This window comes from Acetobacter pomorum (assembly GCF_002738225.1).
GTDB lineage: Bacteria > Pseudomonadota > Alphaproteobacteria > Acetobacterales > Acetobacteraceae > Acetobacter > Acetobacter pomorum.
Genome location: NZ_PEBQ01000093.1, coordinates 186,980 through 201,535 on the forward strand (window position 1 = coordinate 186,980; position 14,556 = coordinate 201,535).

Annotated in this window: 13 protein-coding genes; 6 read left to right on the plus strand and 7 right to left on the minus strand. The window is 56.1% G+C overall.

What is annotated here, in order from left to right:
• Positions 1-37: 37 nt before the first annotated feature.
• Positions 38-691 (minus strand): ribonuclease D, encoded by a 654-nt coding sequence (locus CSR02_RS06850; RefSeq protein ID WP_099541023.1) that lies wholly within the window; start codon positions 689-691, stop codon positions 38-40.
• Positions 692-895: 204 nt separating this feature from the next.
• Between CSR02_RS06850 and rlmB the strand changes: the two genes are divergently transcribed.
• Positions 896-1,738 (plus strand): 23S rRNA (guanosine(2251)-2'-O)-methyltransferase RlmB, encoded by an 843-nt coding sequence (gene rlmB / locus CSR02_RS06855; protein ID WP_042788716.1) that lies wholly within the window; start codon positions 896-898, stop codon positions 1,736-1,738.
• Here rlmB and CSR02_RS06860 read toward each other — a convergent pair.
• On the minus strand, positions 1,672-3,024 hold the full coding sequence (locus tag CSR02_RS06860) for a purine-cytosine permease family protein (protein ID WP_099541024.1): 1,353 nt from the start codon (positions 3,022-3,024) through the stop codon (positions 1,672-1,674). The genes rlmB and CSR02_RS06860 overlap by 67 nt on opposite strands.
• A gap of 52 nt (positions 3,025-3,076) precedes the next feature.
• Positions 3,077-3,895: an SDR family NAD(P)-dependent oxidoreductase gene (locus tag CSR02_RS06865; protein WP_167384109.1), complete on the minus strand. Its 819-nt coding sequence runs from the start codon at positions 3,893-3,895 to the stop codon at positions 3,077-3,079.
• Between the two features lie 99 nt (positions 3,896-3,994).
• On the opposite strand from CSR02_RS06865, the gene gmk reads away from it, so the two are divergent.
• From gmk to CSR02_RS06890, 5 genes are all read left to right on the plus strand, one after another.
• Complete coding sequence (gmk, locus tag CSR02_RS06870; RefSeq protein ID WP_042788715.1) at positions 3,995-4,648, plus strand: guanylate kinase; 654 nt, start codon at positions 3,995-3,997, stop codon at positions 4,646-4,648.
• A 5-nt stretch (positions 4,649-4,653) separates the two neighbouring features.
• Entirely contained in the window at positions 4,654-6,087 is a 1,434-nt protein-coding gene (rfaE1, locus tag CSR02_RS06875; protein WP_099541025.1) for a D-glycero-beta-D-manno-heptose-7-phosphate kinase, read from the plus strand.
• A complete protein-coding gene (locus tag CSR02_RS06880; RefSeq protein ID WP_099541026.1) occupies positions 6,084-7,268 on the plus strand; it encodes an AGE family epimerase/isomerase in 1,185 nt (394 codons plus the stop codon). Before rfaE1 ends, CSR02_RS06880 begins: the two co-directional genes overlap by 4 nt.
• Positions 7,269-7,340: 72 nt before the next feature.
• Complete coding sequence (locus tag CSR02_RS06885; RefSeq protein ID WP_042788713.1) at positions 7,341-8,843, plus strand: replicative DNA helicase; 1,503 nt, start codon at positions 7,341-7,343, stop codon at positions 8,841-8,843.
• Positions 8,844-9,025: 182 nt separating this feature from the next.
• Complete coding sequence (locus tag CSR02_RS06890) at positions 9,026-9,853, plus strand: NERD domain-containing protein (RefSeq protein ID WP_099541027.1); 828 nt, start codon at positions 9,026-9,028, stop codon at positions 9,851-9,853.
• Between the two features lie 56 nt (positions 9,854-9,909).
• On the opposite strand, the gene CSR02_RS06895 is transcribed toward CSR02_RS06890, so the two are convergent.
• The 4 genes from CSR02_RS06895 to CSR02_RS06905 all read right to left on the minus strand — a co-directional run bounded on the left by CSR02_RS06895 (position 9,910) and on the right by CSR02_RS06905 (position 14,363).
• Positions 9,910-12,327 carry a DUF3772 domain-containing protein gene (locus tag CSR02_RS06895; RefSeq protein ID WP_099541028.1) on the minus strand — a complete coding sequence of 806 codons (2,418 nt, stop codon included), beginning with the start codon at positions 12,325-12,327 and terminating at the stop codon, positions 9,910-9,912.
• A gap of 227 nt (positions 12,328-12,554) precedes the next feature.
• A complete protein-coding gene (locus CSR02_RS16585) occupies positions 12,555-12,704 on the minus strand; it encodes a hypothetical protein (RefSeq protein WP_167384110.1) in 150 nt (49 codons plus the stop codon).
• A gap of 88 nt (positions 12,705-12,792) precedes the next feature.
• Positions 12,793-13,581: an ABC transporter ATP-binding protein gene (locus tag CSR02_RS06900; protein ID WP_095045923.1), complete on the minus strand. Its 789-nt coding sequence runs from the start codon at positions 13,579-13,581 to the stop codon at positions 12,793-12,795.
• The gene (locus CSR02_RS06905) at positions 13,578-14,363 is read right to left on the minus strand and encodes an MlaE family ABC transporter permease (protein WP_042788604.1); all 786 of its coding nucleotides are present in this window, start codon (positions 14,361-14,363) and stop codon (positions 13,578-13,580) included. Before CSR02_RS06905 ends, CSR02_RS06900 begins: the two co-directional genes overlap by 4 nt.
• Between the last annotated feature and the right edge of the window lie 193 nt (positions 14,364-14,556).

Here is a 14,556-nt window from a genome sequence, read left to right on the forward strand (position 1 = left end):
CCGGTTGACCAGAAAAAGAAATGCGAAAACGCGTGACTTACGCGCGGTGAGAGAAAATATCCGGGTCTTCATACCCCAGCAGGTCCAGCCGGGCGCGGGCGGGCAGGAAGTCATAACAGGCCTGCGCCAGTTCACGCCGGCCTTCACGCTCCAGCAGGGCAGACATTTTATCCCATAACGCATGAAGATACAGTACGTCCGATGCCGCATAGGCCAATTGTTCGGGCTTGAGTTCCAGCGCACCCCAATCCGATGTCTGCTGCTGTTTGCTCAGCTCCACGCCCAGCATGTCACGGCACAGGGCGGCAAGGCCGTGGCGGTCTGTAAAGGTGCGCACAAGGCGGGCGGCAATTTTGGTGCACACCACCGGGCTTACGGTAATGCCCAGCGCATGCTGCAGAATGGCCACGTCAAACCGTGCAAAATGCATGATCTTGGTGATGGACGGATCTGCCATAACACGCTTGAGGTTGGGGCAATCATACCCCTTGCCCCCAAGGGAGGGGGGGATGATCTGCACCAGATGTGCCGTGCCATCACCGGCAGAAAGCTGCACAAGGCACAGTCTGTCCCGGTGCGGGTTCAGGCCCATTGTTTCCGTATCCACGGCCACGGACCCACTAAAGGTCACGTTGTCTGGAAGATCGTTCCGGTGCAGTGTAATGGCACCTTCGGATGGGGCAGAGGTCATAACCCGCTCCTGCGTGTTCTGTTGCTGTATGCTGTTGTGTTCCAGACCGATACAGCCGGCGTGATGGAATGTCCATTCCTGCACGTTGTGTATGGCGCTGTTATGGCGGCGGCGCACATTTATATGCGGGATAGGCGCAGGCAGGCGGAATGCGCTAGAAGGGCCTTATCTGTTACACCCTTAATAACCCGGAACTGTGTGTTTATGCGTCAACCTCGTCATGGCCGTCCTGCGCGGCGCCCTCGTGTTTCTTCTGCTGGTGGGCGAGAAGGCGCGCCTTCGGCTCCGGCAGGCACATGCTGGCTGTTTGGCACGCACGCAGTGGCCGCAGCGCTTAACAATCCGCGCCGGGTTTATGAACGCCTGTTGGTAACGGAAGAAAATCATCCCGCATTGGAAGAGGCCACACGCTCAGGCCGAGGCGTGCGCGTGGCGCCAGAACTGGTGCAGCGTCAGCGGCTGGATGATCTGCTGGGGCCAGATGCGGTGCATCAGGGTGTAGCCCTTCTGGCGCGTGTTCTACCCCCTATGCCGCTGGATGAGGCACTGGAACGTCCCGGCCCGGTGCTGGTGCTGGATCAGGTGACTGACCCACGGAACATCGGGGCCATTCTGCGCTCTGCCGCAGCGTTTGGGGCGGCCTGCCTTGTGGTGCAGGACCGCAACGCGCCGGAGGAAACTGCTGTGCTGGCCAAGGCAGCCTCTGGCGCGTTGGAAACCGTGCCCATGGTGCGTGAAGTTAACCTCTCCCGCGCTATTGAGCAGTTGCAGAAAAGCGGGTGCTGGACAGTGGGGCTGGATGCAGGCGGCACCACGTTGGATGGTGCCAGTTTTGATGGCCGCCGCGTAGCCCTTGTGCTGGGGGCAGAAGGCAAGGGCCTGCGCCGCTTAACGCGTGAAAGCTGTGATGAAATTGCCGGGCTTTACATGCCCGGAGAAATGGAAAGCCTGAACGTATCCGTAGCCGCCGCTGTGGGGCTTTACGAACTGGTGCGCCGGGGCATGCCCAGCGCGTACCAGAAAGCCGCAGCAAAAAAGCCCACGTAATACCCAATATCGGCCCCGCCCAGCCAACGGGCTACGGGGCCGGTATACAGGCTGCTGGTTGAAAACAGCGCAATGGTCAGCACGGATGTTATGGCAAAAATGGTGGCGCCGCGTGTCCAACCCGGCGGAATGGGGTGCACTGTGCGGTCTCCAAAATACCAGTCCGCCAGCACAATGCCGATCCACGGGGCAATCCAGTACATGGTTACCAGCAGGTAGTCTGTATAAAGCGTGGTGTAGCGGCCAGCACCTGCCACAGCCAGCACATAGCCAAGGCTGGCTGTAAGAATGGCCGCGGCAATACGGGGTACATGTAGCCCTGCAGAAATAATGCTGTAACTGGCGGTGTTATCGTTAAATGAATTGCCGGTAATGGATGAAAGCGCAATGGCCCCCAGAGCTACGGCACCAAGCGGCCCCATAGCCTGCTGGAGCGAGGCAATAACCGCCGTGGGTGAGGCCTCTGCCACAGACCCGGCAGAAATTAACCCCAGAATCTGGAACGGAATGGCCGAACCCAAAAGCCCGGCCAAAGCCAGCAACACCACCTTTTTGGGGCTGGTATTGGCAGGCAGATACCGCGTGTAATCTGAGGAATACGAGGCCCAAGACAGATTGAAGCTGACCAGCACACCCGTTGCCAGCAAAAAGGTGGAAAAGCTGACAGCATGATGCACCGCCAGCGGAGCCTGCCCCTTGAGCGCAAACACAATGCCAATAAGCGTGAACACCACCAGCAACACAGTGCCCAGATATTTCTGCAAGGCCTGCACCACGTGGTGCCCGTAAATGGAGGCTACCATCTGAATACTGGCCAGTATGCCCAAAGCCAGCCAGAAGGGCATGGAAAGCCCGGCCAGAAGCAGCAGCGCCATAAGGGCCGTGGCGGCGGGCACGTTATTTACGGCATCCCATCCCACGCAATAAATCCAGTTCAGAAACGCTGGAGGGCGCAGGCCTTTTTGCCCCAATGCGCGGCGAGAGGCCTCCATTTGTGTCAGCCCGGTTTTGGGGCCAATGGCGGCGGCTAGGGCTACAGGCAGCGCGCCTATCACATTGCCAATAATAATGGCGGCCACACCTGTTTGAAAATCCAGCCCCATACTTGTAAGCAACGCCCCTGTTACCCAGCCGCCGGGGCCAAGGTTGGGGGAAAAATGGCTCCAGAACACCCGGTCTGTCGGCATGGTTTTCAACGCAGCCGGAACGGGTTCTCTGACAGATGCGGCGGAAAGATCCTCCATCAGGCCACCGGTTTGTGGGGCTGAAGGGGGTGTTTGTGTCATGGATGGCATGTTCCTGCGGCGTGGGGGCAAGGCGGGGGTAAAAACGAGCGTATCATGAAAGATCAGGTTCGGGCATGGAACCTGCGGCCCCTGTGGGCTGATTGTTGTAGTAGGCCTCCGCCAGCCGGATGGGCAGCAGGTCCATAAAGCGGGAGCCAGCCACCAGCCACAGCGGAAAAATAATGCGCCGCTCATTACGGCCCAGCCCGCGCAAAATGCGGCGGCACGCGGTGTTCACATCTGTTAGCCCCGGCATGGGGAAGGCGTTTTTGGCTACCATGGGGGTATTTAAAAACCCGCACACAACGGAGCTTAATAAAATACCGGCTTTTTTGGCGTTGCCGCCCGTGGCCACCATAAACCTGTCTACCGCCGCCTTGGCTGCGGAATAAGAGGGCGTGCCGGGGTAGGACACCACGCCCGCAACGGATGAAATGGCGCAAATACGCCCCCGCATGCCATCTGTCCCGCGCGGCTGATGCTGCATTACATCCAGCGCAGGTAGCACGGTGTTAAGCACACCCATCATGTCTGTTTCAAAAATACGATAAATCTGTGCCGCAGGTTCATACGGCATGCCATCGGGGGCCTGTGGCTTGCGGGTGCCCCCTGTTATGCCCGCGCAGGCCAGAACAAGCTTTAGCCCGTTGGTGCTGCGTATCCATGCATCCATGCCCGCACGGTCTGCCACATCGCCAAGGTGCAGATGCACGGCTGCACCTCGGCTTATGCAGGTTTTGGCCGTTTCTTCCAGCCGTTGTACGTTACGCCCGCCCAGATAAAGGGTGCGCCCTGGCCGAGCCAGCGTTTGGGCCAGCGTTTGCCCAAGGCCGGAGGATGCGCCAGTAATCAGAACGGTATTGTACTTCATATTCCAGATCGGTCTTTGCTTATGGTGGTTGTGGCATAGCATGGCGGCTTCTGGCATGAAGGCGCAAGACTGACAGACACAGCAGGCAGGGAAGGCAGCATGGCGCAGAACGCACAGAGTAACCACAACGGGGCAGAACAGCGGCGCGGCGTGTGCCTGGTTATTTCTGCGCCATCTGGGGCGGGCAAGTCCACCATTGCCAATGCCCTGCGTGCTTCCGAGCCCGCGCTAATGCATTCGGTTTCCGTTACCACCCGCCAGCCCCGGCCGGGGGAAAAGGAAGGCGTGCATTATCACTTCCGCACGATGGAAGATTTTGAGCGCATGGCCGCGGCGGGAGAACTGCTGGAATGGGCCACCGTGTTTGGCCGTGGTTACGGTACCCCCCGCGCCCCGGTAGAGGCCGCATTGGCCGCAGGGCGGGATATGGTGTTTGACATAGACTGGCAGGGCCACCAGCAAATCCGCCGCGCGTTGCCTGATGATGTGGTGAGCCTGTTTGTGCTGCCACCATCACTGGAGGAACTGGAGCGCCGCCTGCGTGGCCGTGCATCAGATCACCCCGATGAAATTGCCCGCCGCATGGCCGCCGCGCGGGATGAAATCTCGCATTGGCGGGAATTTGATCACGTTATTATCAATACAGATCTGGACCGCGCCATTACAGAGGCACGTTCTGTGCTGGTGGCAGCACGCCTGCAAACCCGCCGCCGCACGGGGCTGTTGGATTTTGTTGCCAGTTTTGGAGCCTGAACAGCATGGATTTTTCCGTCATTACCGTGCTGTGTCTGGGCGATGTGATGCTGGACCGGTTTTTATACGGCAGCATGGATCGGATTTCCCCCGAAGCACCCGTGCCTGTGTTGCTGCTCGATTCCCGGCGTGAAATGCCCGGAGGGGCCGGCAATGTGGCCAGCAACGTTATCTCGCTTGGAGGGCGTGCCGTGCTGGTGGGCCTTATTGGGCAGGATGAAGCCGGATCCAGCCTACGCGCCACGTTGGCGGAAAAAAATCGGCTGGTGGATGCTACGGTGCAAAGTGGCGCCCGGCCCACCATTTGCAAAACACGCTTTATTGCCGCGCATCAGCAGGTGGTGCGCGTAGATGAAGAAAGCCACGCCCCCCTTGCCGCCACAGAGCAGGATGCCCTGTGCCGCCAGATTGATGCACATATCGGGGCGTGTCAGGCCGTGGTGGTGTCTGATTACGGCAAGGGTGTGTGCACTCCGGCTGTGCTGGCACATTTGTTTCGTGCGGCGCAGCAAGCGGGCGTGCCTGTGTTTGTGGACCCCAAATCCACCGATTACACACATTACAAAGGGGCTACCTGTATTACCCCCAATGCCAAGGAGCTGGCAGCAGCTTCTGGCATGCCGGTGGATACCGCAGCCCATGTAGAGGCCGCTGCCAGCAAGGTGATGGCACAAGCCGATGCACAGGCCATTCTGGCCACCCGGTCGGAAAAAGGCATGATGCTGGTGCGGCGGGAGGGTGAAGTGCTGGCTGTGCCCGCACGTGCGCGGGAAGTGTTTGATGTTTCTGGCGCGGGGGATACCGTTATTGCCACCATGGCGCTGGCTGTTGGTGCGGGCATGAGCTTTGAACAGGGCATGCGTGTGGCCAATGCGGCGGCTGGCGTGGTGGTGGGCAAGTTGGGCACGGCCACGGCGGATATTCAGGAAGTGCTGCACGAGCTGGAGGAACAGTCCGGCCCGGATGAAGTGCCCCATCTGCTGCCTTTGTCTGCGGCTTGTGCGCAGGTGGCGCGCTGGCAGGCGCGTGGCCTGCGTGTGGGTTTTACCAACGGGTGTTTTGATATTATCCACCCCGGCCATATCAGCCTGCTGGCAGAAGCGCGCAGCGCGTGTGACAGGCTGGTGGTGGCGCTGAACACAGATGCCAGCGTGCGCCGCCTGAAAGGTGACACACGGCCTGTGAACTCACTGGAATCCCGCGCCGCTGTTATGGCGGCCATCCGCTATGTGGATGCAGTGGTGGCATTTGATGAAGATACGCCGTTGGAGCTTATCCGTGCTCTGATGCCAGATGTGTTGGTAAAAGGGGCAGATTACCGGCCAGAACAGGTTGTGGGTGCAGATATTGTGCAGGCGGCAGGCGGCAGGCTGGTGCTGGCCGATTTGCAGCAGGGGCATTCTACCACATCCACAATCGGGCGGATTCGCAATACATGACGGTGCATGATCTGCCGGGCGCAGAAAACCTGCCGCTTATGGCTGTGCGCAATCGCTTTGCGTGCTGGCTGTTTGAGGAGGCCTTGCCTTTCTGGGCCAGCACGGGGTGCGATGGCACAACCTCAAATCCGGCGGCCTTGGGGGCGCAGGAATGCCTGACTCTACAGGGCACGCCAGCCCTGCCACCGTTCAAGCGCGTAAGGGTGCAGGCGCGGCAGCTTTTTGTGTTTTCATGGGCCGCCTTAAAAGGCTGGCAGCCTGCGGCGCAAAGGGCGGAAAGTATTTTCAGGTTTCTGCTTAACGCCCATAGGCCAGACGGTGGCTGGGTTAAGCTGCTGGCGCGTGATGGCGTTGTGCTGGATGATAGTGCAGATTTGTACGATATCGCTTTCGTGCTGTTTGCTCTGGCATGGTATGGCCGTGTGGACCGCACAGGCCAAGCGGTAGAACTGGCGCGGCAAACGCTTGCGTGGCTGGGGCAGACAATGGCCCTGCCCAATGGCGGGTTTATGAACACGCGGCCTGCTGATGATGCGTGGCGGCAGCAAAACCCCCACATGCATTTGCTGGAAGCTGTGCTGGCCTTGCATGAAACAACGGGCGATGTTGCAGATCTGGCGCAGGCCCACGCGTTATATGCGTTGTTCAACCAACATTTTATGGATGAACGTACCGGCACGCTGGGCGAATATTTTGGGCCAGACTGGCAACCCGCCACCGGGCCAGAAGGCCAGTGGTGTGAGCCGGGGCATCATTTTGAATGGGTATGGCTGTTGCAGGCTTATGCCCGCCAAAGCGGGGTAGATACCGCAGCCCAGTCTGCACGCCTTTACCGTTTTGCACATCATTACGGTGTGGATGGCTCAACCGCTTTGGTGCGTGATGCCGTGGCGCGGAACGGGCAGGTGCTTAAACCCACCTTTCGCCTTTGGGTGCAGGGTGAGGCATTGCGGGGGGCGTTGTGCCATGATCCGCAGGATAAAGCCGGCTGGGCCACGCGCATGGCCAGTAATCTGCTTGACCGGTATTTTACAGGCTGCCCCATAGGCACATGGGTGGATCAGCTGGATGCACAGGCAGTGCCCGCTGTTAAGCAAATACCAAGCAGCTCGCTTTATCATATCGTAACCGCGTATGATGCGCTGGATCAGGCCGCGCGGGCCTGTGTGCCACCCGTATAAAAAACGCCGTGCGGAAATGTGCGTGCAGGCAGGACGTGGCAGCGCGAATCTGATACAAGCGGTGCTGTGAGCATGACAACAACAGATACCCCCAACCAGAAGGACGAAAGCCTTCTGGCCCTTACCCTTCGGCAGCCCCCGGCCAATGTGGAGGCCGAACAGGCGCTGCTTGGCGCGTTGCTGACCAACAACCGCGCCTATGACCGTGTTTCTGACTTTCTGGCCGGTGAGCACTTTGCCAACCGTGTTAATGGTCAGATTTATGATGCCATTGCCCGGCGCATAGAAAACGGCCAACTGGCAGACCCCGTAACCATGCGGGCCGAGCTGGAACACTCCGGCATTTTGGCCAGCGTGGGCGGCATGGCCTATATGGCCAAGCTGCTGTCCTCCATGGTGGGGATTATTAACGCCGGAGATTACGGCCGCACCATCCATGATGCATGGATTCGCCGCCAGCTGATTGATATTGGTGAAAACGTGGTGAACAACGCGTTTGGCACCACTATTGGCCTTTCCGGGCAGGACCAGATTGAGGCAGGGGAAGAAGCCCTGTTCAAACTGGCCACGGAAAAAGGCAATGAAGGGGATTTTGTTTCCTTCAACAAGGCGTTGAGTGGGGCCATTGAGGTTGCGGCCCAGGCTTTCCAGAACGAAGGGCACGTAACCGGCCTGACATCCGGCCTGCGTGATCTGGATAAAAAAACAGGTGGGCTGCATCCGTCTGACTTGCTGATTCTGGCAGGGCGTCCGGCTATGGGTAAAACGGCGCTGGCTACAAAAATGGCCTTTTCCGCCGCCCGTGCCATTATGGATGAGGCAGAAGAAACAGGCACAAAGCCCAAAGGGGCGGTGGCCATTTTTTCGCTCGAAATGTCGGCCGAACAGTTGGCAACCCGTATTCTGTCCGAGCAGGCGGAGGTTTCGGGTGAGCGTATTCGCCGTGGTGATATTGGGCAAAAGGAGTTTGACCGCTTTGTGCGTGTCAGCCACGAACTGGCCCGCCTGCCATTGGTGATTGATGATACGCCAGCCATTTCCCTTTCCGCCATGCGCACACGCTGCCGCAGGCTAAAGCGTACGCAGGGTTTATGCCTTGTGGTGGTGGATTACCTCCAGCTTATGCGGCCCTCTGTTGGCACCCGACCCGAAAGCCGTGTTTTGGAAATTTCCATGATCACGCAGGGGTTGAAAGCCATTGCCAAGGAGTTGGAAGTGCCAGTGCTTGCGCTTTCCCAGCTCTCACGTCAGGTAGAAAGCCGTGAAGACAAACGCCCCATGCTCTCGGATCTGCGTGAATCCGGATCTATTGAGCAGGACGCCGATGCGGTGATGTTTGTGTACCGTGATGAATATTACCTGCAACAGCGTATGCCCAAGGAAACAGCGTTTGAATCCACAGAGAAATACTCCGTGGCAATGGATGAATGGCAGCGCAAGATGAGCCTAGTGCATAATAAGGCCGAGCTTATTCTGGAAAAGCAGCGTCATGGCCCCACGGGCACCATCAATCTGTTTTTCGAAGGCGAATACACACGCTTTGCAGATTTGGATACCATTCATCAGGAACACTGAATGTGTTGAAAAAAGGCTCCATATACTGGAGCCTTTTTTATAAAAACTTTCTGAAATAGGCGTGTGTTTAAAAAGGCATCAGCTTGCCGTGTGGCGCTGTATGTGCCAGTCATACACATGTAAAAGCCGCCTATAAGCTGCGTGTCAGAAGAATACAATAAATAAGATCGGGCAGATTTTTAATGGATATATTAGGTGCCATTATTGCGCTGGCAGTATGCGTGCTTATTTTGCTCAATATTTCAACAGTTTTTGCGTTTTTGTTTCTGATTGTAAAAATTGTTCTGGTTATTGGCCTGCTTGTTCTGGCTGGATTTCTGGTTTTTGGTTTTATTGAAAAACCGGAAACAAAAATACCGCCTCCACCTTCTCATAAACCTGCACGTGCAGATGATATTCCACCGCAGGTTCTTGTAGATGAAACACCCGCTGGTGTTCAGTTTGAAAAACCATATTTTGATGCCCATGAAAAAGGGCGGGAAGGAGAAGAAAAAGTAAGCCGCATTTTACAGCATATGGGTTGGCCCACCTTGCACAATGTTATTCTGGAAGATGAAAGAGGGCTGACACAAATAGATCATCTTGTAAAAACCCCATGGGGCATTGTGGTTATTGAAACCAAGAATTACGATGGTTTTATTTCTGGTACATCCACCCCAGGCATATGGAAGCAAAGCTTTCCCACTTCTTCCGGCATTGTTTACAGACCGTTTATGGACCCTGTGCGCCAGAACTACCGGCATGTGTGTGCTGTAAAATATCTTACCGGTATTGAAAATGTGCAGTCTGTGGTGGTGTTTGCCGGGCGTGCCCATACCAGCCCGTTTGTGCATCATCAGGTGGTCAGGTTAAAAAAGCTGGAGTATTTTTTGCACAACCGGCCAGAAGATTTTACTTATATCAGCACGCATGAACTGGAAAATGCATGGTATATTCTGCAAAAGGCCCATATTGCCAATAACGGGCGCGCGCAGGAACATCTGGATCAGCTACGCCAGCGTTTTTCCTAACAAAAACGGGGCTGCCTGAATGGTAGAGAGGCAGCCCGCAGAGGCAAAAATGCGCCTTAGCTTGTGATCAGATTTTGCCTTACCGTGATAGGGATCTTGTTTTCCTGAAAAGCTTTCCAGATTTCAAAAAGTGCTGCGCTGCGCACAACCTTTACATCTGTGCCATTTTTGGCCTTGGCAGAGCCAACCAGCAGGGCAGAGCCATCGGCCACGGAACACATGCTGACACTTGGCGCCACGGTTTCATCCACATCCGTGCAGCCTGCAAGGGTGCGAGACATCACATCCATGGCCTTATCCAGATCAGATGCAAAAGGCAGGTTGAGCTCTATGGTGAACACGCCGGGTTTTTGCGCCCGTGTGGCATTTTTAACAGCCGATGTAATGAACTGTGAGTTGGGAACAATCATGGTGGATTTATCATCCAGCCGGATGTCTGTTGAGCGCACACTAATGCGCTCTACTGTGCCGGTTACGCCCGCAATGGTTACAACATCTCCAATAGAAACTGGGCGCTCTGCCATAAGGATAATGCCGGAAACAAAGTTTTGCACAATGGATTGCAAACCAAACCCAATACCGACCGAAAGTGCGCTCACAACCCATGTCATGCTTTTAACGGTCACACCCAGTACGGCCAGCATGCCAAGCCCCACCAAAATCCATGCGGCATAACTGAGAATACTCAAAATGGAGGCCTGCGCCCCGATATCCAGCCGCGTGGTGGGGAAAAACCGTTGTTTGAACCACGATTTTAAAATGCTGATGGTGTAGTAACCCACAATCGGCAACATGGCGCACAGCAAAATGGCATCCAGAGAAATATGGCTACCATCGGTGCTGGCCTGACCATGAAACAGCCAGTAAAGCTGGTGCCAGATTTGCTCTGGGTCAAACCCACCGCCACTGGTGGCAACGGCATATGCCACGGCCAGCAGCAGAACATTTACAATGCCCGGCACCACCACACACATCTGGTTCACCAGGCGTGGGGGCAAGCCCATGGCCACCATATGCCGCCCTAAAGGTGCACTGGCCGGAAACAGCGTGCCAGCCATACTTGTGACCAGAAGGGAAAGCAGCAAAACACCCGTCATGCTAACGGCCATCATGCTCAGCCATGAAATAATGGTGTAGGCCAGCGGAATGTAGCCCGAAAAAACGGCCAGCCAGCAGATAATGGAAATGCCCATGGCCAGGCTTCTTAAAAACTGCGCGCGGGAGGGTTGGCTGGGGGTGTTATCTGTTTGGGCGGAAATGCGTAATTCCCGCGGGATGGCAAATAGCAATGGGCTTACGGCCAGCACGTACAACCCATCCATCAACTGCACGGCAAGCAGGGAAATGCCACTTTGCGTATCAACAAAACGCAAAAAGCCACGCACAATAAGAGCAGCCGCCAACCAGAGCGGAAAAAGCCGCAGATTACGCGCAATGCCATCAGACAACGGAAAGATGCGCCATTCCGAATGGCGGGAAAGCAGGCAGAACCCCAGTTCAATCACAAACCCGCAAAGCGGAAATTGCGCGCCCATCATGTTGCCAAGGGATGTAAGGTCATCTCCAAGGGCGGGGTTATCAAAAGTCAGCACGCTCCACATAATCTGGAAGGAAAAGCCCCAGGCCAACAGGCTGACAACACCGCACAGAAGTGTTGCAATAATGGGCCGGATACGCCCCGCAGGCAGAATACGCACCACCAGCCGGCGTATAATTCCGCGTGCAAAAAACCACCCCGCCAGCAGCAGGCAGGAAAGTGTTAGCCCACCCAATGAAATAAAAATGCGCTTGCTGGAAAACGCTACTTCCAACACGCCAAGGCCTTCACCCGCCAGTGCGCTGAGCCGTGTTGTATCTTCGCTGAAATTCCCTGTGAGCTGAGACCAGAAGTTGACCCCCAGTGGTGAGGGAAAACGCTGCCATAAAGTGGCCTGCTGTATGGCGGTGCCATGCTGGCGCAGTTCATTAACAAGTTGCTGGGCCTCTACCTGATACAGCTTGAGCCGTGTCATACGCGCAGTTATGTCTTGCTGCTTTTTCAGCAAGTTCTGGCGTTGTGCGGTAATGTCTGGTGCTTCGGCGGGTGCATCCTTGCCCGGTGGCTGGCCCAGAATATCCAGAAAGTTCTGATAAACACTTTGGTAAGGTTTAAGGCGGGCTTGCAGGCTGTCTGTTTGCGTGGCCACGGCATTGGCGCGGCGCAAAAGGGCTGCCAGCTCCGTAGTGCTTTGGCCATTACTGCGTTCCTGCCGACTGCTTTGGTAAATGGCGTTTATTTCTGCGCCAATACTGTCCAGCGTGCTGTCACTTACAATATCTGTAATGTTGGTAATAAGGGCTGTGGGGGCCGGGGCTGCAACCTGTGCAGTATCTGTATCCGCTGCCCATAGGGGGGAACAGGTGGCCGAAAGCAGAAGGCCCTGTATGATAACAAAACACGATAGAAATAGAGAACAGAACCGCTTTAAACGCATCAGAAAACCTTGTGTTTCAGGTGTCTGCAAAAAAGTATCGTGTGCCCGTAACGTAGGGGCATGCAAGGGGGTTGCGCTTTTTATGGGGCAGCACGCCAGCGGTAGGCCGGTGCATATAGGTTTCTGTTGTTTGCGGGCAGCGCATATACCGCGCAAATAGCTTTATGCTGGCCCTGCCGCTATTGCCGGCAGGGATGAAAATTCAGATGAGCGGAAAAGGGGAGGGATTAGTCGTCATCACCTGTTTTGAGGTGATCATGATACCCGTATTTTTCCCACTGAGCGGCTGTGGTCAGGTGCTTCGGTTCGCTGGAGCCAAACATGCCACAGGCGGAAAGTCCCAAGGTGCAGGCCAGCAGCAGAACCGCGCGTTTCATCTTACCGAATATCCCTTACCCGTTTTGTCTGCTTTTTCTATCTCATTGCACGGCAGCGCGGGCAAGGGGAGATTGCAGCCAAGTGTGATTAACGCCGCAATTCCATGCTGATGGGGCCTTCACGCCGCCCGTGGGTGAACTGATCCACATACGGGTTACCGCTGTTCATGAGTGAAGATGCAGGCCCCTGCCAGATCAGCTTGCCTTTGTAGAGCATGGCGGCTTCATCCCCAATGCGTTGGGCAGATGCCATATCATGCGTAATGGCAATGGCGGTGGAGCCCAGCTTTTTTACACAATCTACAATCAGGCCATCAATCACCGCGCCCATAATGGGGTCCAGCCCGGTGGTGGGTTCATCAAAAAACAGAATATTCGGTTGTGCGGCAATGGCCCGGGCCAGCCCCACGCGCTTTTGCATGCCGCCTGAAAGTTCGGATGGGTATAAATCCCCTACCGATGGGTCCAGCCCCACCTGTGCCAGAATGGTGCCTGCATGGCCGCGGGCGTTCTTGCGGGTGATTTTATGCAGCGCCAGCAGGCCGAATGTCACGTTTTCCCATACGGTCAAACTGTCAAACAGGGCAGCGTTCTGGAACAGCATGCCAATTTCACTGCGCAGTTTTTCACGCCGTTTTTCCGGGGCTTCCAGAACGTTTTCACCATCAATTTCAATAATGCCGGAATCCGGGGTAATCAGCCCCAGAATACAGCGCAGCAGCACGGATTTGCCCGAGCCAGACCCGCCGATAACAACAAAGGATGTGCCTTGTGCAACATCCATGGAAACCCCATCCAGCACTTTTTTGGTGCCGAAGGATTTGTGCAGGTCCCGAATACGGATTTTAGGCGTGGTGCCTGTCATGGTCTGGCTCATTGTGAAAAGAACAGGTCTGTCAGCAGGTAATCAAAGGCCAGCAGCATGATGGAGGCCGCCACCACCGCCGCAGTTGTGGCAGAGCCCACACCTTCTGCCCCGCCCTTGCTGTTATAGCCGTAGTAGCAGCCCATCAGCGCAATAAGGAACCCAAACAACGCGGCCTTAACCAGCCCTACCGTAACATCAATGGTTTTAAGGGAGTTCAGCGTGGCTGTGATATAGGCCGGGGCGGAAAAACCCAGCTTGACCACCGCCACAGTAAAGCCGCCTGCAACGCCCAATATGTCTGCCACCAACACCAGCAGGGGCAGGGCAATCAGCCCCGCCAGCAGGCGTGGGGCTACCAGATACTTCATGGGGTTGGTGGAAAGGGTTGTTAGCGCATCTATCTGGTCTGTTACGCGCATGGTGCCAATTTGGGCGGCCATGGCAGCCCCCACACGGCCTGCCACCATAAGCCCAGCCAGCACCGGCCCCAGCTCTCGCGTAACGGCCAGCACCACAATGCCGGCAATGGCGCTTTGGGCATGATATTGGGCAAACCCGGTATAGGATTGTAGCGCAATGACCCCGCCAGAAAACAGTGCTGTAAGGGCCACAACAGGCAGGGAGAAAAAGCCCGTTTCCAAAAAGGTGGATAAAAACACCCGCCCGTAAAACGGTGGCCGCACAATATGTGAAAGCCCAGAAGCCGCAAACAGGGCCAAAGCCCCCGCCGCGCGAATAAGGGAGAGTGTGGCGCGGCCAAGGCGGGCCACAAGATCAAGCACCATGTCCATGAGTGTGGACTGTCCGTTCCTGCTGAAGTGTGAAAAAGGCAGTTTCAGAGCCGTAACCTGTGCGGGCGGGTTCGTCAAAGCATCGTTGCGTGGTGGAGTGGGGCGTATTGGCCTTTCCAATAAGAATTTTTGGTTAAATTTTGGTTTAAATCTATGAACAGAGGTGGCAAACAGCCCTCAGCCATTTTTGCGA

Coding starts and splice junctions, on each gene's coding strand:
- CSR02_RS06860 (WP_099541024.1), bottom strand. CDS start 3,024: ATGACACAAACACCCCCTTCAGCCCCACAAACCGGTGGCCTGATGGAG.
- gmk (WP_042788715.1), top strand. CDS start 3,995: ATGGCGCAGAACGCACAGAGTAACCACAACGGGGCAGAACAGCGGCGC.
- CSR02_RS16585 (WP_167384110.1), bottom strand. CDS start 12,704: ATGAAACGCGCGGTTCTGCTGCTGGCCTGCACCTTGGGACTTTCCGCC.
- CSR02_RS06880 (WP_099541026.1), top strand. CDS start 6,084: ATGACGGTGCATGATCTGCCGGGCGCAGAAAACCTGCCGCTTATGGCT.
- CSR02_RS06900 (WP_095045923.1), bottom strand. CDS start 13,581: ATGAGCCAGACCATGACAGGCACCACGCCTAAAATCCGTATTCGGGAC.
- rlmB (WP_042788716.1), top strand. CDS start 896: ATGCGTCAACCTCGTCATGGCCGTCCTGCGCGGCGCCCTCGTGTTTCT.
- CSR02_RS06895 (WP_099541028.1), bottom strand. CDS start 12,327: ATGCGTTTAAAGCGGTTCTGTTCTCTATTTCTATCGTGTTTTGTTATC.
- CSR02_RS06885 (WP_042788713.1), top strand. CDS start 7,341: ATGACAACAACAGATACCCCCAACCAGAAGGACGAAAGCCTTCTGGCC.
- CSR02_RS06865 (WP_167384109.1), bottom strand. CDS start 3,895: ATGAAGTACAATACCGTTCTGATTACTGGCGCATCCTCCGGCCTTGGG.
- CSR02_RS06850 (WP_099541023.1), bottom strand. CDS start 691: ATGACCTCTGCCCCATCCGAAGGTGCCATTACACTGCACCGGAACGAT.
- rfaE1 (WP_099541025.1), top strand. CDS start 4,654: ATGGATTTTTCCGTCATTACCGTGCTGTGTCTGGGCGATGTGATGCTG.
- CSR02_RS06890 (WP_099541027.1), top strand. CDS start 9,026: ATGGATATATTAGGTGCCATTATTGCGCTGGCAGTATGCGTGCTTATT.
- CSR02_RS06905 (WP_042788604.1), bottom strand. CDS start 14,363: ATGGACATGGTGCTTGATCTTGTGGCCCGCCTTGGCCGCGCCACACTC.